This window comes from Agrobacterium sp. LR_9, assembly GCF_041954855.1.
Taxonomy (GTDB): domain Bacteria; phylum Pseudomonadota; class Alphaproteobacteria; order Rhizobiales; family Rhizobiaceae; genus Agrobacterium; species Agrobacterium leguminum.
On the sequence record NZ_JAVAYA010000005.1, the window covers coordinates 192,399 to 212,343 of the forward strand.

At 60.4% G+C, this 19,945-nt stretch carries 17 protein-coding genes and 1 riboswitch; of the genes, 15 read left to right on the forward strand and 2 right to left on the reverse strand.

Annotated elements, in window-relative coordinates; genetic code table 11:
* Positions 1–9 precede the first annotated feature (9 nt).
* On the reverse strand, positions 10–1,134 hold the full coding sequence (argE, locus tag RAC79_RS08835; RefSeq protein ID WP_142844658.1) for an acetylornithine deacetylase: 1,125 nt from the start codon (positions 1,132–1,134) through the stop codon (positions 10–12).
* 203 nt (positions 1,135–1,337) lie between these two features.
* Here argE and RAC79_RS08840 point away from each other — a divergent pair, with 203 nt between their 5' ends.
* The 5 genes from RAC79_RS08840 (at position 1,338) to RAC79_RS08860 (ending at position 5,941) form a co-directional block, all read left to right on the forward strand.
* On the forward strand, positions 1,338–2,216 hold the full coding sequence (locus tag RAC79_RS08840; RefSeq protein WP_142844657.1) for a GNAT family N-acetyltransferase: 879 nt from the start codon (positions 1,338–1,340) through the stop codon (positions 2,214–2,216).
* Positions 2,217–2,255: 39 nt separating this feature from the next.
* Positions 2,256–2,490: riboswitch (cobalamin riboswitch) on the forward strand.
* 157 nt (positions 2,491–2,647) lie between these two features.
* A complete protein-coding gene (locus RAC79_RS08845; RefSeq protein WP_003524647.1) occupies positions 2,648–3,679 on the forward strand; it encodes an ABC transporter substrate-binding protein in 1,032 nt (343 codons plus the stop codon).
* Entirely contained in the window at positions 3,676–4,704 is a 1,029-nt protein-coding gene (locus RAC79_RS08850) for an iron ABC transporter permease (RefSeq protein WP_142844656.1), read from the forward strand. Before RAC79_RS08845 ends, RAC79_RS08850 begins: the two co-directional genes overlap by 4 nt.
* A complete protein-coding gene (locus tag RAC79_RS08855) occupies positions 4,701–5,501 on the forward strand; it encodes an ABC transporter ATP-binding protein (protein WP_065657204.1) in 801 nt (266 codons plus the stop codon). Before RAC79_RS08850 ends, RAC79_RS08855 begins: the two co-directional genes overlap by 4 nt.
* Positions 5,498–5,941: a pseudoazurin gene (locus tag RAC79_RS08860; RefSeq protein ID WP_142844655.1), complete on the forward strand. Its 444-nt coding sequence runs from the start codon at positions 5,498–5,500 to the stop codon at positions 5,939–5,941. Before RAC79_RS08855 ends, RAC79_RS08860 begins: the two co-directional genes overlap by 4 nt.
* 117 nt (positions 5,942–6,058) lie before the next feature.
* Here the strand turns inward: RAC79_RS08860 and RAC79_RS08865 are convergent, their stop codons facing one another.
* Positions 6,059–6,889: a class I SAM-dependent methyltransferase gene (locus RAC79_RS08865; RefSeq protein ID WP_174045290.1), complete on the reverse strand. Its 831-nt coding sequence runs from the start codon at positions 6,887–6,889 to the stop codon at positions 6,059–6,061.
* A 113-nt stretch (positions 6,890–7,002) separates the two neighbouring features.
* Here RAC79_RS08865 and RAC79_RS08870 point away from each other — a divergent pair, with 113 nt between their 5' ends.
* From RAC79_RS08870 to RAC79_RS08915, 10 genes are all read left to right on the forward strand, one after another.
* Positions 7,003–8,136, forward strand: coding sequence for an ABC transporter substrate-binding protein (locus tag RAC79_RS08870; RefSeq protein ID WP_174045287.1), 1,134 nt, complete (start codon positions 7,003–7,005; stop codon positions 8,134–8,136).
* Positions 8,137–8,232: 96 nt separating this feature from the next.
* Complete coding sequence (locus RAC79_RS08875; protein WP_174045284.1) at positions 8,233–9,372, forward strand: ABC transporter substrate-binding protein; 1,140 nt, start codon at positions 8,233–8,235, stop codon at positions 9,370–9,372.
* Entirely contained in the window at positions 9,369–10,436 is a 1,068-nt protein-coding gene (locus RAC79_RS08880) for an iron ABC transporter permease (protein WP_104679689.1), read from the forward strand. The genes RAC79_RS08875 and RAC79_RS08880 overlap by 4 nt, the downstream gene beginning before the upstream one ends.
* Positions 10,430–11,182, forward strand: coding sequence for an ABC transporter ATP-binding protein (locus RAC79_RS08885; RefSeq protein WP_003524635.1), 753 nt, complete (start codon positions 10,430–10,432; stop codon positions 11,180–11,182). The genes RAC79_RS08880 and RAC79_RS08885 overlap by 7 nt, the downstream gene beginning before the upstream one ends.
* 188 nt (positions 11,183–11,370) lie before the next feature.
* On the forward strand, positions 11,371–11,871 hold the full coding sequence (locus RAC79_RS08890; RefSeq protein WP_125145774.1) for an RNA polymerase sigma factor: 501 nt from the start codon (positions 11,371–11,373) through the stop codon (positions 11,869–11,871).
* 111 nt (positions 11,872–11,982) lie between these two features.
* The gene (locus RAC79_RS08895; RefSeq protein WP_174039926.1) at positions 11,983–12,978 is read left to right on the forward strand and encodes a FecR family protein; all 996 of its coding nucleotides are present in this window, start codon (positions 11,983–11,985) and stop codon (positions 12,976–12,978) included.
* 149 nt (positions 12,979–13,127) lie between these two features.
* Positions 13,128–15,902, forward strand: a complete 2,775-nt coding sequence (locus RAC79_RS08900) for a TonB-dependent receptor (protein WP_142844651.1) — start codon at positions 13,128–13,130, stop codon at positions 15,900–15,902.
* 104 nt (positions 15,903–16,006) lie between these two features.
* Positions 16,007–16,762: a hypothetical protein gene (locus RAC79_RS08905; RefSeq protein ID WP_078052495.1), complete on the forward strand. Its 756-nt coding sequence runs from the start codon at positions 16,007–16,009 to the stop codon at positions 16,760–16,762.
* 14 nt (positions 16,763–16,776) lie between these two features.
* A complete protein-coding gene (locus RAC79_RS08910; RefSeq protein WP_174039925.1) occupies positions 16,777–18,624 on the forward strand; it encodes a type I secretion system permease/ATPase in 1,848 nt (615 codons plus the stop codon).
* Positions 18,611–19,924, forward strand: coding sequence for an HlyD family type I secretion periplasmic adaptor subunit (locus RAC79_RS08915; RefSeq protein WP_174039924.1), 1,314 nt, complete (start codon positions 18,611–18,613; stop codon positions 19,922–19,924). Before RAC79_RS08910 ends, RAC79_RS08915 begins: the two co-directional genes overlap by 14 nt.
* Positions 19,925–19,945 lie beyond the last annotated feature (21 nt).

Here is a 19,945-nt window from a genome sequence, read left to right on the forward strand (position 1 = left end):
TCCGAAGGTTTAAACCGTGCAGCGGCTCGCCAGTGTTTCCAGCATTGACTGGCAGGCCGACAGTTCACCGGCCGTTATGAATTCGTCCGGCTTGTGGGCGCGGCCGATATCGCCCGGGCCGCAGATGATGGCATCGATGCCGGCCGCCTGAAAAAGCCCGGCCTCCGTGCCATAGCTGACGGCGGCGATGCAGGGCGCGTCGGTCAACTCTTCCAGAAGCTTCACGAGCGGCGCATCTGCGGCAAGGGACAGCGCCGGATAATCGCTCATCGGCGTCCATTCTATGTCGATGCCCTTGACGGCGAGCGCTTCGACGCCGTCGCGCACCGGCTGGAGCAGGGCGACCGGCGATACGCCAGCAATCGCCCGCGCTTCCAGTTCGATGGCGCAGAGATCGGGGATGATATTGATCGCCTGTCCGCCTTTCGCCGTGCCGATCTGCAGGGAGGAATAGGGCGGCTCGAACGTCGCTTCGAAAGGCCCCTGGGTGAGACCCTGTGCGGTCTCGACCGCCTTTGCCATGATGCCGGTCATCAGATGAATGGCGTTCACGCCCTGATCCGGCCGCGAGGAATGGCCGGAGCGTCCGCGAATGGCGATGCGTGCGGCGGCCTTGCCCTTGTGGGCGCGCACGGCGCGCAGATTGCTCGGTTCGCCGATGATTGCGCCCGCCGGTTTTGCGCATAGTTCCGGCAAGCGGGCGATGAGATGCGGAACGCCACGGCAGCCCGCCTCCTCGTCATAGGAAAAGGCGATGTGAACGGGCCGCTTCAGCGCCATGCGTGAAAATGCCGGTGCTGCGGCGAGAACCGTGGCCAGAAACCCTTTCATGTCGGTGGTTCCGCGTCCGTAGAGACGCTCGCCTTCGGTTCTCAGCGTAAAGGGATCGGAGGACCATTCCGGCTCACCGGCAGGCACCACATCCATATGGCCGGAAAGGATGTATCCGCTGGCATCGGTCGGGCCGAAGCTGGCAAAGAGATTGGCGCGGTCGCCTTCCGGGCCGGCAAGCAGCGATACTTTTGCGCCGTGGCTTTCCAGATAATCGGCGATCCATCCTGCGATGTCGCCATTGGCGGTTCCGACCACCGACGGGAAGCCGACAAGACGCTCCAGAATGTCGATTGCGTTCATGGCTGTCTCCGTCGCTTCAACGCCGAAAAGCTTAGAGCGGCCTGCGGCGTTTATCTGCTGAAATACGGGTGATTTCAGTAGATTGTTGTGTCCTTCCAGCGCTTTCGGAAAATTCCTGCTGGCGAGGCTGGTTATCTTCGGATGTCGTGAGCTGGGCTGCCGGGATCTAGGTTCCGCGCCGGAGGGAATGAGAGCCGTTTGTCATGGAGCTGCTCAAGGTCGATAGTTTCGAGTTGCGGACAGTGGATATCGCCGATGTGGAGGCCGATCATCTGCATGCTTTGTCCATGGCTGTCGGATGGCGATATCACGCAAACGAATGGTGTTTCCTGCGGCAGTGCGGCGTCGGGCTTGCCGCGCTTGACGAGATCGATCGCGTTGTCGCAACGGCAATGCTGTTTCCTTATGATGAGGGTGTCGCGACGGTCGGCATGGTCATCGTTTCTCCCCGTTTGCAGGGGCAGGGCGTTGGACCATGGCTGGTGGGCCAACTCATCGCGGGCTACCCTGATGCCTCCCTGCGGTTGAACGCCACGGAAGCCTCGCGACGGCTTTTCGCACGGCTGGGTTTTTCCGGGGATACGGAGAAAGTACATCTCCAGCGCGGCAAGGTGCGCTGCCCTGCCGAGATGCCGACGCTTGGAAGAAAGCAGAGAATCGAGCCGCTGTCCTGGGATCATTTGTCCGCCGTGGTGGATCTGGATCGGGCGGCTTTCGGTGTTTCGCGCCGGGGCGTCCTGCAACGCCTTGTTCAGGAAAATACGGGTTACGGCCTGTTCGAGGCTGATCGTCTTGCCGCCTTTGCATTGCGGCGTGCGGCGGGGCGGGGCCATATTGTCGGCCCGGTCATCGCCGGTGACGAGGCGGATGCGATTGCGTTGGTGAGGCGACATTTTTCCGATCTCGACGATCAGCTTGTCCGTCTCGATACCGTGCGGGATAGCGGTCTTCTGACCGAGTTTCTGACGCAATCCGGGCTGGTGGGGATCGAAACGCTCACCGCCATGTCGAAAGGCGCGCCGCAACCGGCAGGCTCCGGTTCCGCAAAGATTTTCGCCCTGGCAAGCCCGTCTTTGTGCTGAGGTGCGGCACTATCGCAATTGACGCCCCGCCTCTTGCCCCTTATGTGAGAAAGCGACGGTTCCTGCAGCCGAAAGGCGAAGGGATTAATAGGGAACATGGTGCCGGCGATCTTTTTCGCCCAATGCCGTGGCTGCCCCCGCAACTGTAAGCGGATTGTCGTTCATCCCCGTGACGCTTCAGGCGTCATGCCACTGTATTCTCCGGAATGCGGGAAGGCAGATGAGTGACGCAAATCCGTGAGCCAGGAGACCTGCCGTCGAAATATAAACCATCGTTACGGGCGGGGAAGCCCGGAGGAGGAGATTGTAATGTTATTTCATAACATTTCGTTTGCGTCCTATTGCCGTTCTCCGTACAAGACGTCCCGCTGTTGCTGCGCGTTCTGACGCCTGCTGCTCTGGAATAAGATTTACTTTCGACTGGAGAACACATGTTTCATTCTAGACGCCTGCCTGTCCATGCCGGTTTTCTGGCCGCTGCGCTTGCGGCTTTGCCTGTCGCCGGCGCCAATGCTGCCGAAACGACCTATCCCCTGACGATCAACAGCTGCGGTCAGGAGATCACCTTCAAGCAGGCGCCCGCCCGCACCGTGTCCGTCGGCCAGAGCACGACCGAGGTTCTTTACCTCCTCGGCCTCGCCGACAAGGTGGTCGGCACGGCGCTGTGGATCGGTCCGGTTCTGAAGGGCTACGAAGAGGCCAATGCCAGGGTCGAGCGGCTGGCTGACAATGATCCGAGCTTCGAGGCGGTCATCGGCAAGAAGCCGGACCTCGTGACGACGCAGTTTCAGTGGCAGATCGGCCCGGAAGGCGTTGTCGGAACACCGGCGCAATTCGCCGAGCTTGGCGTTCCCGTTTATACCTCGCCCGCCGATTGCATGGGCAAGGACAATTCCGGCGGCGGCGACGGCGTGCGCAACACCGTCTTCACCATGGATTTGATCTACCAGGAAATCCGCGATCTCGCCAAAATCTTCAACGTGCAGGATCGCGGTGAAGAGGTCGTTGCCGACCTGAAAAAGCGTGAAGAAGCCGCCCGCGCCAAGATCGCCTCGGCAAATGGCAAGCTTTCGGCTGTCTTCTGGTTCTCCAGCGCCGAGCTGGATATCGATCCCTATGTGGCTGGCCGCAATGGCGCTCCCGGCTACATCATGTCCGCGCTGGGCTTAAAGAACGTCATCGAAAGCGATGAAGAATGGCCGACCGTCGGCTGGGAAACCATCGCCAAGGCCAATCCGTCCATCATCGTTGCCGGCAAGATGGATCGCCGCCGTTTCCCCGCCGATGATGTCGCCGTCAAGCTGAAGTTCCTCGCCACCGATCCCGTGGCCAGCATCATGCCAGCCGTCAAGGAAGGACATGTGTTCGAGATGGACGCGCAGGCGATGAACCCGACCATTCGCACCATTGAAGGCATCGAAACGCTGGCCGAGGCGATTTCGGCTGCCGGCCTCGCGAAGTGAACGGTCTTTCCATCCCTCTCGGCAGAGTAGGGCTGGCTTTTGCCGCGCTCGCACTGCTGCTCGTCGCGCTGATGGCCGGGGCGGCCATCGGCGAGACCGCCATTCCTTTCGACGTCGTGGCGAAAACAATCGCCAACCGCGTCTTCCATGCGGCCTATCCGCTGGAGCCGCTGGATGAGGGCATCGTCTGGAGTTATCGTCTCAGCCGCGCGGTCGTCGCCGCCTGTTGCGGCGCTTCTTTGGCGCTGGCCGGGGCGGTGCTGCAATCGCTTCTGCGCAATCCGCTTGCCGATCCTTATATTCTCGGCATTTCCGCTGGCGCCTCCACCGGTGCCGTCGCTGTCGCGCTGCTTGGCTTCGGAGCGGGGTTCCTGACGATGCCGGCCGGGGCGCTCATCGGTGCCTTCGTTGCGTTTTCGCTGGTCAGCCTTCTGGCGGTGCGGGCGGGACACGGCAACAGCGCCATTATTCTGGCGGGGGTGGCCGGGTCGCAGCTGTTTAATGCCATGACCTCTTTCATCGTCACCAAATCCGCCAATGCCGAACAGGCGCGCGGCATCATGTTCTGGCTGCTGGGCAACCTCTCCGGGGTGCGCTGGCCGGATGTCTGGCTTGCGCTGCCGATCAGTCTTGCGGGACTTGCGGTGTGTCTCTGGTATGCCCGGGCGCTCGATGCCTTCGCCTTCGGCGGTCAGGCTGCTGCCTCGCTCGGCATTCCGGTGCGCTGGGTCTATGCGGTGCTGATCTCCGTTTCGGCGATCATGACGGCTGCGATGGTGTCGCTGGTGGGCTCCATCGGCTTCGTGGGACTCGTCATTCCACACGCCGCACGCATCTTCGTCGGCGTTCGCCATGGCATATTGCTGCCGGTGACGGCGCTGACCGGCGCGGTTTTCATGATCGTCGCGGATATTCTCTCGCGCATTGTCATCCCGGGGCAGGTGCTGCCCATTGGCGTCATCACCGCGCTCGTCGGCGCGCCCGCCTTTGCCTTCATCCTTGGGCAGAAGAGGGGGCGTTCATGAAATTATCCGCTCACGACCTGCATTTCCATGCCGGCAATATCGATATTGTGCGTGGGGTCTCGCTCGATGTCGGTTCGGGTGAGTTTCTCGGCATCATCGGACCGAACGGTTCCGGCAAAAGCACACTGCTTTCCATGCTGGCAGGCATTCGCAAGCCGCGCCGGGGGCACGTTACGCTCGGGGATGAGCCGCTTGCCTCATTGGGACGGCGAGACCTTGCCCGCCGGCTTGCCTTCGTGGAGCAGCAGGCCGAAACCACCGAACGCATCACCGCACGACAGGCGGTGGAACTTGGGCGCACGCCCTATCTCGGGCCGCTTTCCGCCTGGTCGCAGCAGGATGACGCCATTGTTGATGCAGCACTTGCCAATGTCGATATGGCCGATAAGGCGGAGCGCAACTGGCACCATCTTTCCGGCGGCGAACGCCAGCGCCTGCATATCGCCCGCGCATTGACGCAGGAGCCGCATATCCTGCTTCTGGACGAACCGACCAACCACCTCGACATAGGCCACCAGATCGGCCTGCTCGATCTGGTGCGCCGGCAGGGCCTGACCGTTGTGGCGGCGCTGCACGATCTCAATCACGCCGCCATGTTCTGTGACCGGGTCGCCATCATGCACCGGGGCGAGATGATTGCGGTCGGTCCGCCGCGCGAGGTTCTGACACCGGCGAGAATAGCCGCCGTCTTCGGGGTAGAATGCGTCGTCACCACGGATGAGGGCGGCTTTTCCCATATTCGTTTTCTGCCGGCCCACGGGCGGGCCGAGCATGCAAGGAAAGTACTGGCACGATGATGAAATTGCTGAATTTTGCCGGGATTGCCGTGGCGATAAGCATGGGTTTTCCCTTTCATGCTTCCGCCGAGACCTTCGAGGTGAAAATGCTGAACCGGGGAGAAAAAGGCCCGATGGTGTTCGAACCCGACTTTCTGGAAATCGTCCCCGGCGACCGTGTGCGCTTCGTGCCCACCCACAAGAGCCACAATGCCGCGACCATCGATGGCATGATCCCGGAAGGTGTCGAAGGTTTCAAAAGCCGGATCAATGACGAATTCGAGACCGGCTTTGAAAAGCCGGGCTTTTACGGCATCAAATGCTCGCCGCATTACGGCATGGGCATGGTCATGCTGATCAAGGTCGGCGAGGCGGCCTTGCCGCAAAGCTACAGGACGGTGGATGTGCCCGGCCGGGCGAAGCCGCGCTTGGAGGAATTATTCGAGCGGGCTGGAAAATGAGACTGCACTGAGCTCCCATCCGTCATGCCGGACTAGATCCGGCATCCAGCCGCGGCGCGTCTGCGCCGTCGGAAGAGTCTTTTGCGATCAAGGACTTGATCGCACTGGACTCCGGATCTAGTCCGGGGTGACGGAGTAGTTCCCCGGCTTCACTGCGCACACCGCATAACGATGCTGCAGCCCGCGCAGAATGCCTTTCAGCAGGCTGAAATTTTTCGCCTGGGCGCGGTGAATGGCCTGAAGCTCCTGATCGATTGCGACAGGTTCGAAGCCGGTCGCACGCAACAGCGCCGCGACATCGCCAGCCCTTGCGCCCTTCGAAAAATAAACGCGGGAAAGAATGCTGTTGAAGGTGTTTTCCGGGTCCGCCGGCTTGTGCGGCTGGTCCGGTTTGACGAGGCCGATGCTTTCGAGACCGGCCGCCAGTTTCTTCACCAGTTTTTCGCGCCAGCCGGTATTTACGAAATCGCCGTCAACGATCAGAAGCCGTCCGCCCGGTTTCAGAACGCGGAACCATTCGGCAAAGCTTGCCTGCGGGTCCACCAGCGTCCAGACCAGATGACGGGTGATGATGACATCGGCGCTTTCATCCGGCTCCATCGTGTTTTCGGCGTCGCCGACGAAAAAGCGGATGCTGCGGTCACGGCTTTTCGCTTTTTCACGGGCAAGCGCCAGCATGGTTTCCGACCAGTCCATGCCGGTGACCTGAAAACCGAGATCGTCCATCAGGTGCGAGATGACGCCGGTGCCGCTGGCAAGATCGAGCGCCCTGCGGCCTTCTCCGCGGCCGAGATGTTTCAGGATAAGCGCGTGCCAGGCCTCGCGCTCGTCTTCGGAGAAAATTTCATGTCCGGGGGAAAGGTCGAAAGTCGCGGCGCGGCCGGACCAATAGGATTTGATTTCGTCTCTCAGACTGTCGTTTTTGCCATATTGGATTGTGTCGATCATCGGTCTTCAACTCATGTACCGGTCAGTTAAGAATGGCTCTAAAACATAAATGTTGACTAGTACAGTCAGAAAATAATACAGCCGCGCCAGTCAACACTGGAGAGCAATATCCGATGCGCATCTCAGCCAAATCTGCGGCACTTGCCCTTGGCCTTCTCGTATCCGCCGCATGGCCTGCATTCGCCGAAAAGGTCACCGTCAAGGATGTGACGGGCCGCGATGTCGAGGTGAATGTGCCGGTATCGCACGTCATCCTCGGTGAAGGCCGCCAGATTTATTTCCTGGCTGCACTCGACAAGGAAAACCCTTTCCAGCACGTGGTTGGCTGGCGCGACGATCTGGCGAAAGCCGACCCGGAAACCTATGCGGCCTATCTCGCCAAGTATCCGGAGATCGCCAAGCTGCCGACTTTCGGCGGCATGAAGGACGGCACTTTCGACATAGAACAGGCTGTTGCCCTGAAGCCTGACGTGATCCTGATGAATATCGACGCCAAGACGGCCACCGAAGAAGCGGGCTATATCGAAAAGCTCGCCAAGGTTGGCATTCCGCTGGTCTACGTGGATTTCCGTGAAAAGCCGATGGAAAATACCGAGCCGAGCATGCGCCTCATGGGCCAGCTGACGGGCAAGGAGAAGATCGCCGAGGACTTCATCAAGTTCCGCGCCGACTCCATCGCCAAGGTCACCGATACGCTCGAAAAGGCCAATCCGAAGAAGCCCGTGGTGTTCATGGAGCGCGCCGGCGGTTATTCCGACGATTGCTGCATGTCATTCGGCAACGAGAATTTCGGCAAGATGGTGGAGCTTGCCGGCGGCATCAACATGGCCAAGGACATCATTCCCGGCACTTTCGGCACCGTCAATCCGGAACAGATCATTGCCTCCAACCCGGAGCAGATCATCATCACCGGCGGCAACTGGAACGGTTATGTTCCGGGCGGCAACTGGGTCGGCGTCGGTTATGGCGCGGATCTGAAGGAAGCCCATCGCAAGCTTGAAAACCTGATCAAGCGCCCGGCTTTCACCGGCGTGCAGGCGGTGAAGGACGGTAATGTCCACGCCATCTGGCATCAGTTCTACAACAATCCCTATCAGTTCGTGGCCGTTCAGGAAATCGCCAAGTGGCTGCATCCGGACCTCTTCAAGGATCTCGACCCGGAGGCGACCTTCAAGGAACTGCATGCCCGCTTCCTGCCGCTCGACTACAAGCCCGGCTACTTCGTTTCGCTGAAGGACGCCAGGTAATAAAGGGACGGTGAAGGGGAGCGCCGTCCGACCGATGGATAAAGCCGCAGCCATGCGGCTTTATCGCTTTGTTTTGGAACTCAATGAGGACTGCTCATGCGGCTCAACGCTCTCAGGCATCTTGCGGTGCTGGCTTTCTCCCTTCTCGCCGTGCCGGTTCTGGCGGCTGAGATTACCGATGTCACCGGTCGCAGAGTCGAGCTGGATTTGCCGGCCAGACGCGTCATCGTCGGTGAGGCGCGCCAGGTACATGTCATTGCCGCGCTCAAGGGCGAAAAGACCTTCGACACCATCGTCGGCTGGCGTGACGATCTTCTCAAGAAGGACCCCGACAGCTACACCGCCTATGTCGAGCGTTTTCCGCAGATCGAGAAACTGCCGCGCTTCGGTTACGTGCCGCAGGGCGATTTCAGCCTGGAAACGGCCATCACCCTTTCGCCCGATGTGATCACCCTCAATCTGGAAGCGGAGAAGTCCGCCAATGAGAGCGGTTTCGAAGAAAAGGCCGCCGCCGCCGGCATCAAGATCATCTATCTCGATTTCCGCATCGATCCTGAAAAGAACAGCGAAGCCTCGGTCGAAATTCTCGGCAAACTCTTCGGCGCCGAAGAGCGGGCGAAGGAATTCATCGCCTATCGCCGTGCCGAAATCGCCCGCGTGACCGACCGGCTCGCCAGCGTCAAGGACTTGAAGCGACCGAACGTCTTCATCGAACGCGCGCCCGGCATTTCCGGCGAAAACAATTGCTGCCGCACTTTCGGACCGGTCAATTTCGGCGCGATGGTCGATCTTGCCGGCGGCCACAACATCGCCGACGGCATCATCAAGACGACCTTCGGCGATCTCAATCCCGAACAGCTCGTCGTTGCCGATCCTGACCACGTCATCGTCACCGGCTCCAACTGGGCCGCCGAATCCGACATCAACCAGTTCGTTCCTGTCGGACGCGGGGCGGATATGGCTCTCTCCCGTGAGCGACTGGCCAATCTGATGAAGCGCACGCCGTTTCCGGAACTTAAGGCCGTGAAGCAAGGCAATGTCCATGCCGTCTGGCACCAGTTCTACGGCGCGCCCTACGAATTCTTCCCGATCCAGCAATTCGCCAAGTGGTTCCATCCCGATCTCTTCGCCGATCTCGATCCGGAAAAGAATTTCGAGGAGTTTCACCGCAAATTTCTCCCCGTCACCTACAAGCCGGGCTATTTCGCCTCGCTCGAAAAAGGTTTGAACCAATGAGTTCGCTGAATGAAGGCGCGGTTGGCATCAGTGGGCGCGATCAATATCGCGCCCTTGCCGCGCGCAGGATAATCATCCTCTTCGGGCTTTTTATCGCCCTGTGTTTCAGCATGGCCGCCGACATGGCGCTCGGTCCGGCGCGCTATTCGCTCTCCGAGGTTCTGGCGACGATTGCCGATCCGGCCGCCGTTGGAAACCAGCTCCGGGTGGTGATCTGGGATATTCGCATGCCGATCGCGCTGATGGCGGTGACCGTCGGAGCGTCGCTTTCGGTTGCGGGTGCGCAGATGCAGACCATCCTGTCGAACCCGCTCGCAAGCCCTTTCACGCTCGGCATTTCGGCGGCGGCAAGCTTCGGTGCTGCGCTGGCGCTGGTTGGCGGCGTGGCGATCTTTCCGGGCGCCGTGCATTACATGGTGCCGATCAACGCCTTCATCATGGCCATGGTCGCGGCTCTCTTCATCCATTTCGCCTCGACGCTTCGCGGGGTGACGGTCGAAACCATCGTGCTGCTTGGCATCGCACTGGTGTTCACCTTCAATGCGGCGCTGTCGCTGCTCGAATATCTGGCCTCCGAACAGGCGCTTGCCGCCGTGGTTTTCTGGACCATGGGCAGCCTGACGAAGGCGACCTGGGACAAGGTCTATATCACCGCCGCCATCCTCCTCGTCACCGTGCCGTTGTTCATGCGCAATGCCTGGGCGCTGACGGCGCTGAGGCTCGGCGATGACAAGGCGGCCAGCATGGGCATCAATGTCCGGCGGCTGCGGTTGACGACCATGCTGACGGTCAGCCTGCTGGCGGCCATTCCGGTTTCCTTTGTCGGCACAATCGGTTTCGTCGGGCTGGTCGGTCCGCACATCGCCCGCATGGTGGTGGGTGAGGACCAGCGTTTCTTCCTGCCCGGCTCGGTGATCTGCGGCGCGCTGCTTCTGTCGGCAACCTCGGTCATCAGCAAGATTCTCATTCCAGGCGCTATTCTGCCTATCGGCGTCATCACGGCGCTCGTCGGTGTTCCGTTCTTCTTCGCGCTTATTTTCGGCAACAGGAGGCGCGCATGGTAGCGCTCGCACTGAAAGATGTCGGCGCCGCCTATGGGCGCATCACGGTTCTCTCCAAGGTTGGCATCGATACGCTGGAAAGCGGCAGTGTGACGGCGGTGATCGGCCCGAATGCCGCCGGCAAGTCGACGCTTTTCAAGCGCATCGCCAGCCTGATTTCCGGCCCCGGACTGGTCGAGCTCTCCGATACGGCTCGCGGCAACCGCGCCATCTGCTACATGCCGCAGGATACCGGCGCCAATGCCGTGCTGACCGTCTATGAATCCGTGCTTCTTTCCGCCAAGCAGGGCGGCGGCTGGCGGGTCCATGACGATGAGCTTTTCGAGATCGACGCCATTCTCAAGGCGCTGAAAATCCATGACCTTGCTTTCCGCGGGCTTGGCGAATTGTCGGGCGGTCAGCGGCAGCTTGTTTCGCTGGCGCAGGCACTCGCGCGAAAGCCGGAAGTGCTGCTGATGGACGAGCCGACGTCTGCGCTCGATCTTCACCGGCAGATCGAGGTTCTGGGCTTCGTTACCGATCTGGCGCAGAAGACCGGCATGATCGTGCTGATCGCTCTCCATGACCTCAACCACGCGCTTCGTTATTGCGCAAATACGATGGTTATCGCGCGTGGTGAAATGGTAGTGAGCGGTAGCACGGAGGCGGTTATAACCCCGGAGATGCTGCGCGATATTTATCGCATCGATGCCCGTATCGAACCCTGCTCGCAGGGCAGACCCATGGTCATTGTCGACGGGGCCATCTGACAGGTCAAGACCCGGCCGCCTTCGCTGCCGGGTCCGCTCGATGCAGCCTGCACAAATTCTTGATGATAATAGTCATGAAATATCTGTTCGATCCACGGTTTGGATGCTAGAGCTTTGAGCGGCAGAGCTGTGCGGCCATTCGGGGGCGGCAGGTTTCGTCGATCCTTGAAATTTCTCTCGGTTGAGACATGGGCATACGGGAAGATGACAAGCGTTATAACGCTTACGTCGCGCATAGGGTCGACCTGATCAAATACGCCACCCTCATTCTGGGGTCGCGGGCGGATGCGGAGGACGTGGTTCAGGAAGCATTCCTGAAATTCGTTCCCGAGGCCTCCGGCAATCCTTCCAACCTCAAATCCTATCTCTTCCGCATCGTTCGCAATCTTGCGCTCGACAATCGCCGGCGCAGCCGCCAGGACCTTCGGGAACGGCCGGACGATACGCCGTTCTGGGGTGTGCCGCAGGACAATGGTACGCCGGAAGAGCATACCCTTTTCTGCGACGAAGTTCGGCAGATGCGGACTATTTTGGCCGGCCTGCCGGTTCAGGCGCGGGTGGCATTGGAAATGCACAGATTCGGTGGTTACAATATGGAAGAGATTGCGCGTCACCTTGGCGTGTCCGTGGCCAGCGCACATCGTCTGATCAAGGGCAGCATTGCCGCGATTACCAAAGAAATGAAGTAAAATAGTCCCGATTGTCCTGCCTTGTGAAAAAAATCTCTTCCTCAAACGTCTTTATAGCAATGCAGAAGACGACGCTTCTCCTCCGCCCCGCAAAGGAACTGGCCCGGTTCAATGACCATTGATCCAGAGAAAAAAATTGAATTGCCGGCCGGTAAGGCGGAGGAGGCGGCCGATTGGCTGCTGCGCTTGCAGTCTGGCTCGGCGGAACCGCGGCTCAAGGCGGAGTTCGAGCAATGGCTGGCGGCAGCGCCGGCAAACCGTCTCGCCTGGGAGCGAACATGCAAGACGTGGCGCAATCTCGGCCTGGTGGAGCCAGAATTCAAGAACCTCTGGGAAGATGCACCGCATCTGCCCGGCAAGGCCGTGACAAAGCCGCAGCGGCGGCGCTGGTCCGTGCGGCATTATGCCGGCGCGGCCGTGGCGGCGGCGTCCCTCTGTCTTGCGGTATTGTTCGTTCCGGCATTTTTCGTTCGTCTGGAGGCGGACTATCAGACCACCACTGCCGAAAGCCGCACGATCATCCTCGAAGACGGTAGCAAAGTGCAGCTTGCCGCCGCGAGCGCGCTGTCAACGGATTTCACGAATGGCCGCCGCAATGTGACGGTGCTGAAGGGGGAAGCCTTTTTCGACGTCGTGCCGGATAAAACGCGTCCCTTCGTCGTGGAGGCAAAAAACGTGACCGTTCAGGTGCTGGGCACGGCTTTCGACGTCGACCTGACGGACGGCGTAACCCAGGTGGCGCTGGCGCACGGTTCCGTGGAGGCGTCTTTCCGCAATGCGCCGCCAACGCGGCTGGTGCCGGGCGAGATGCTGATTGTCGACGCTTCCGGCGCAATCCGCAAAGAGACTGTTTCCGTCGAGGATATTGGCGGCTGGCGCAACGGCGAACTCTATGTGGTCGATGCGACGATAGGCTCGGTCGTGGAGCAGATCCAGCGGTACCATCCGGCATGGCTGACCATGGCCGACAAGCGGCTTGCCGAGCAGAGGGTGACGGGCTTTTACGATCTGCGCGACCCGGATCGCGCGCTGGAAGCCCTGGTGGAACCCTACAAGGGCAAGGTGCATGCGATTGGCGGCAGCGCGCGCATCATCACCCGCTTCTGAAACATTCCGAAACAAAAAATCATATTTATTTTCAGTCATTTATAAAATTTCTTCCGAAAGCCTGAAAAAAATCGACGAGGCAATCGTCTTTTTGTTGAGTAATCCGGTCAAGATATATCCGGAGCGAAAGACAGGAAGACAAAAGCAATATGCGCCTCCAGACATGCAAGACCGGTTCAGGGGAAAAAGCAGCAAAGCAGGCTCGCAGGGCCGTGCTGCTGGCGACAACGGCAGTCGCCGTTTCATTCGCGACGCCCGTTCTGGCCCAGACCGGAGCTGACACCGCCAATTCCCAGCGTCCAGGCGGCGAGCAGGGGGCGACGCGGCCGTTCAACATTCCCGCCCAGTCGCTGTCATCGGTCGTGGGTGCTTTCGGGCGGCAATCCGGCCTTCAGGTCACGCTTGCCACGCCCGCGGCCGGAAATGTGCGCACCAATGCCGTCACCGGCAGTTTCACGGTGCGGGAGGCGCTGTCGCGGTTGCTGGCGGGAACGGGCGTCAATTTCCGTATCGCCGGCAATGGCAGAACCGTCGTCATCGGCACGGGGCAATCGACCGTCGATTTTTCCGCGGCGGAGGGTACGACGGTTCTGGAAACCATTACCCTGACCGGCAAGACCGGGCGCAACTCCATTGCCGGTTCCGGTTATCAGGGGACGCCCGACTGGGTTTATGAAACGCCCGCCAGTGTCAGCGTGGTCGGCCGTGAGGCGATCCAGTCGGCCGGGGTGCGCAACACGCGCGATGTTTTCAACCGGGTTTCCGGTGTTTATGCCGGCGAGGGCAATGGCAGCTTTCCAACCGTTTCGCCCAATGTGCGCGGTTTGCAGGAAAGCGGCCGCGTGGTCGTCTCCATCGATGGCGCGCGGCAGAATGCGCAGCGTGGTGCGGCCTTCGGCGGCGCCACGAGCTACACCGCAAGTGCCGGGCAGGGTTATGTGGATGTCGCTTTCATCCGTGCCGTCGAGATCGAGAAAATAACCAATGCGCGCTCAGGCAATGTCGGCTCTCTGGGCGGCAAGGTCGAGTTCCGAACCGTCAGCGCCGACGATCTGATTGCCGAGGGTGAAAACAAGGGCGGGGAAGCGAATGTTTCTCGCGGCACCAATGGCTATGATTTTCAGGGCTCGGTTCTCGGCGCCGTTCGCTCGCCGGATGGTCCTCTCTCCTTCGTCGCCGGCTACAGCCGCACGATCATGGATGAATACAAGATCGGAACAAAAGGCGAGGCTCGCAGCACCGCGCTGACGATGAAGGATTTGCTCGGCCGCGACGGCTGGTCGACCTTTTTCAAGGGCGAAGGCGACTTCGGCGACGTGAAGGCTTCGCTTTCCTGGATGCATCAGGAGAATGATTTCGTTCAAGGCGCTTCCACGGTGATCGACCGGGAAAGCGTGCGAAACGACAGCGTCGTCGCAAAGCTGGACTGGGACCCCGAGAGCGAACTCATAGACCTCAAGTCGTCGCTGTGGCTGAACGATAATATGACGCATGAACTGCGGGCGGAACGAGAGAGATACGCGGCCGAAACGAACCTTGACATGGGCCTGCGCAGCTTCGGCGGCAGCCTGGAAAATACCAGTCGCTTTGATACGGCGGCGGGCGCGCTCAGTCTGAACTATGGGGCAGAAGCCTTCCGGGACATTGCCACATCCGTTGCGACAAGCGCCAAAATCGCGGAAAATCCTTCTTTCGCCAGCAGCTACACGTCATTCAGCCCTGCCGGGCGGCGCGATGTCGCCAGCCTATTCCTTAATGGCGAGCTTGAGCCGGCCGAGTGGATCACGCTGAGTGGCGGTGTGCGTTACGACTGGTCGCGCCTGAAAGGATCTGCGACCTATTATAGTGTCAAGGAATCGATAGTAACGACAAGTGTGCCTTGCGACCTTGTTCGCAATCACTATACGGCCCTGGAATACTTCAATCGGGTCTTTCTGCCTGCAAATTCCCCCATATGGGCATCCCGCTATAATGTTTTTCTCGCCAGCATTTGGCCGCGTACATCGGCCAACTGCATGCCGGGCACCGGTATAACCACCAGTACGCCGGTCCCCGAATATCCATCGCACAATGTCGATATCGATCGCACCTACAGCGCCTGGCTGCCCTCCGCCACCATTGAACTGAAACCCGTCGACTGGTTCCGCCCCTATGTGAGCTATTCCCAGAGCTTGCGTCCGCCGACAATTCTCGAAGCATTTTTCGCTGGAGCGCGTCCGGGCGACAGCCCCGGATACGAATACGCTCCGAACCAGGCCCTGCGTGCGGAAAAAGCGACGACCTATGAAGTCGGCGCGAATATGAGCTTCGACGGCGTGCTGCTGGACGACGACTCCATTCGCATAAAAATGGCTGCCTTTCGCCGCGAGGTGAAGGACTATATCGCGCTCGGTTATCTCGTTACGGATCAGGTGCTCGACCGCACCTATACCAGCTTCGTCAATCTGGACGGCACGACCTATATGCGCGGGCTTGAATTCGAGGGCAATTACGATGCCCGCAGTTTCTGGATCGGCGGTTCGGCAACCTTTCTGAAAACAGAATGGCCTGAAAAGACGCAGGTTTTTTCCAACGGCACGACCACCACAACGGGCGAAATCGTTGCCTGGCCGGGCGACGTCGCGCCCAAGGTGAAGCTGACGCTCGATGGCGGCATGCGTTTCTTCGATGAAAAATTCTCGCTGGGCGCAAGGCTCAACCACGTTACGCCGACACAGTCGCGCACGCTGGATACGGAAGGCAATCTGCGCGAGGTGACCGATCCTTACACGACGGTGGATCTCTACGGTTCCTATGCCTTCAACGACAAGGCCACGCTTCGCTTCGCCGTCAACAACCTGACGGACCGCAAATACATCCCGGCGGCAAGCGCTTACACGGCGCCGGGCCGCACCTTTATCGCGACGATGAACGTGAAGTTCTGAACCGTGGAAGAAATTCTCCGGGCTGGGTTGCAGCCCGTCCCGGAGATGAAACGCCTTCGCCACAGGACGAAGGTATCGATATTGGCCAGCAAAGGAGTACACCTATGGCTACCACAATTCAACTGACGCAGTCTTCCTCCGATCTGATCGGCTACCTCAACGGTTGGACGAGCGGTTTCGGTTCGACATACGGTGCGTTCTACGACGCTCAGACCAGCTCTCTCGCCACCACCACCATCGATCCGAACACGACCTATGAGGCGTGGGGCGATGGCAGCACCGGCGGCAAGGGCATCGTCATGAGCGGCGCTCTGCAGTACTCCCAGGGCAACCTGACGGGTTCGGTCGACAGCATCGTTCTGGGCACTGGCTACAGCCAGTCCACCAGCGGCATCGCCGTCAGCCAGCAGGAACTGCTGATCGATCCCGACAGCGCCTACTCGCTTGCCGGTGCCCGCGATCTTCTCGATCTTGCCGTTTATCAGCTCGCCCGCTTCGGTTCGCTTGCCGGTTTTTATGATTACTTCGCGGCCACTGGCACGGTCATCGAGGATACGGCTGCCTCCAACACCCTGACCGGCTTTGCCGGCGCAGACACCTTCGTATTCTCCGGCGGCAACGACGTTGTGGCGACTGGCCCGACCGGCACCTACGGCTACCAGGATGGCACGGATACGCTTGACGTTTCCGCCTGGGGGGCAACTTCGGTGGACGATTTGTTGTGGTATAACGATAATGGAAATGCCGTTATCCTTTCTGCCACAGACACGTCCGTCTCCGTCACACTGAATGGCGTCGATGCAAATGTGCTCGACGCATCGGACTTCATTTTCGCCAGCGCATCGGCGCTTGCCGCGTAAAGGAAAATCAGGCTGTGGGCTTTCAAAACCACCAGCAGACGCCGCCGCAGTCCCTCACTGCGGCGGTTGTTTCGCCCCTTAAAAGCACATTTCTCGGCGTTGCGCTCGTCAGCGGCGTGGTCAATATACTCGCGCTCACGTCGCCGCTCTTCATGCTGCAGGTTTATGACCGGGTCCTGGCAAGCGGCAGCCTGCCGACGCTGGTCGGGCTCGCCATTCTCGCGCTTGGCCTTTACGGCTTCCAGTGCCTGCTCGATATCATCCGCGCCCGCGTTCTGATCCGCATCGGTGAAGATTTCGACATGCGTTATTCCGGCAGGGTGCATGATGCGGTGGTGCGTCTGCCGCTCGTCAACCGCATGCCGGGCGACGGTCTCCAGCCGCTGCGCGATCTCGATAATGTGCGCGGTTTTCTCTCCGGCACGGGGCCGACCGCCTTTTTCGATCTGCCGTGGATGCCGCTTTATCTTGGCATATGTTTTCTGTTTCACTTCTGGATCGGTGTGACGGCGCTCGCCGGCGCGATATTGCTTGTCTCCCTGACGATCCTCACCAATATCTTCTCGCAGAAGCCGATCCGCGACACCATGGTCGAGAATATGGCCCGCAACCGGCAGCTGGAGGCCTCGCGCCGCAATGCCGAAGTCGTGCAGGCCATGGGGCTTGGCGGCCGGCTCGGAAAACGCTGGCAAATTTCCAACGAGGCCTATCTCGCCGCCAATCGCAAGGCCGGAGATGTGGCCGGCGGTCTCGGCAACATCGCGAAGTCTTTGCGGGTCGTGCTGCAATCGGCCATTCTGGCGGTCGGCGCGTGGCTCGTCATCAATCAGGAGGCCTCCGGCGGCGTGATGATCGCCAGTTCGATCATGATGGGCCGGGCGCTCGCGCCCGTTGATCTCGCCATTTCCAACTGGAAGTCCTTCGTGGCCGCCCGGCAGAGCTGGGCGCGGCTGAGGGAGCTTTTTGCACAGATGCCGGCCAATGCCGCCGCCATGGCCCTGCCGAAGCCTGAAAAGGAACTGCGGGTCGAAAACGTCGCCATCGTTCCGCCGGGAGAAAGAAAACCGACCGTCACCGGGCTTGGCTTCATCGTGACCGCCGGAAACGCGCTCGGCGTCATCGGTCCCTCCGGCTCGGGTAAATCCACGCTCGCGCGCATTCTCACCGGCGCGTGGATGCCGGCGGCCGGCAAGGTACGGCTGGACGGTGCAAGTTTCGAGCAATGGGACCGTGAGGCGCTGGGCCGCCATATCGGCTATCTGCCGCAGGGCGTGGAGCTGTTCGACGGCACGATCGGTGAAAATATCTCCCGTTTCGAGGATAATCCCGATCCTGACGCCATCATCGCGGCGGCCAGGGCTGCGGGTGCGCATGAACTGATCCTGCGTTTCGAAAAGGGTTATGACAGCGATATCGGCGAGGCGGGTTCGGCGCTTTCCGCCGGGCAGCGCCAGCGCATCGGCCTTGCCCGCGCGCTATACCGCGATCCTTTCATCGTCGTGCTGGACGAACCCAACGCCAATCTCGATGCGGAAGGCGAAGCCGCCGTGGTCAAGGCGATTGCCTCGGTCAAGGCGCGAGGCGGCATTGCCGTCGTCGTTGCCCACCGGCCGAGTGCCATCGGTGCTGTCGATTTCATTCTGATGATGGAAGAGGGGCGGATGAAGGCCTTCGGCCCGCGCGACGAGGTTCTGTCGAAGGTACTGCGCGTTCCGCAGGCGCAGGCGGCCAAGGGATTTACCGCATCCGCCCAGACGATCTCGCCGCTGCGCGTCGTCGCCAATACCCAGCCGCAGGCGTTGGTGCTGGAAGACGTCCGTGAAGAGAACAGCCAGGAAGGAGAGGCGGATGTCAAACATTGACCAGCGCAGCCATGTGTCCCGCTCCATCCGCAAACATCTTGTTGCCGGCCTTGCCGCGGGTGTTGCGCTGCTGGTCGGCGTCGGCGGATGGGCCGCGACGACCAATCTTGCCGGCGCGGTTGTCGCCTCCGGCCATCTGGTTGTGGATTCTTACAGCAAGAAGGTGCAGCACCCGAGTGGCGGTGTCGTCGGCGAAATTCTGGTGAATGAGGGCGACAGGGTAAAGGCCGGCGATGTCGTCATGCGCCTTGATGCGACCCAGACCCGCGCCAATCTCGCCATCGTGACCAAGCGTCTGGATGAGCTGAATGCGCGCATGGCAAGGCTGGAGGCCGAGCGCGACGATCTGCCGGAGCTCGTTTTTCCGCAGGCGTTGATGGCGCGAAAAGACGATGCCGATGTCGCCTCCGCCATGCGCAGCGAGACCAAGCTGTTCGAATTCCGCAAATCCTATCGCGAAGGGCGCAAAGCACAGCTTTCCGAACGCATCACCCAGTTCGAACATGAGATTGAGGGGCTGAAGGCGCAGGAAGTCGCCTATGATAACGGCCTTGCCGTGCTGGAGGCTGAAATCACCTCGCAGAAATCGCTGCGCGAACAGGGTATCGTTTCGGTGCAGAGGCTGAACAGCCTGCAGACGCAGGCCGCGACATTCGGCGGCGAGCGCGGCGAAAAAATCGCCTATCAGGCGCAGACGGCAGGGCGCATCACCGAAACCAGGCTGCAAATCCTGCAGATCGATCAGGAATTGCGCACCGAGGTCGGGCGGGAACTGCGGGAAATACAGGCGCAGATGGGCGAATTCGTCGAGCGCAAGGTTGCCGCCGAAGACGAGCTGAAGCGCATCGATATCGTCGCGCCGCAATCCGGCGTGGTGCATGAAATGGCCGTGCACACGGTGGGCGGCGTGGTGACGCCGGCGGATCCGATCATGTTCATCGTGCCTGACGGAGACGAGCTGGCGCTGGAGGTGCAGATCGTGCCGAAGGATATCGATCAGCTTCAGGTGGGGCAAAAGGCCATGCTGCGCATGACCGCTTTCAACCAGCGTGTCACGCCGGAACTGGAAGGCCATGTCAGCCGCATCGCGGCGGATATCACCACCGATCAGCGCAGCGGTCTCTCCTATTATCTGGCGCGGATTTCCGTGCCGGTTTCCGAGCGGCAGAAGCTGAACAATGCGCCGCTGGTGCCGGGCATGCCGGCCGAGGCGTTCATTCAGACCAGCGAAAGGACGGCGCTGTCCTATATCGCCAAGCCGCTGACCGACCAGATCAGCCGCGCCTTCCGGGAAGAGTAGGAATCCTGATCCGGTTTCCGG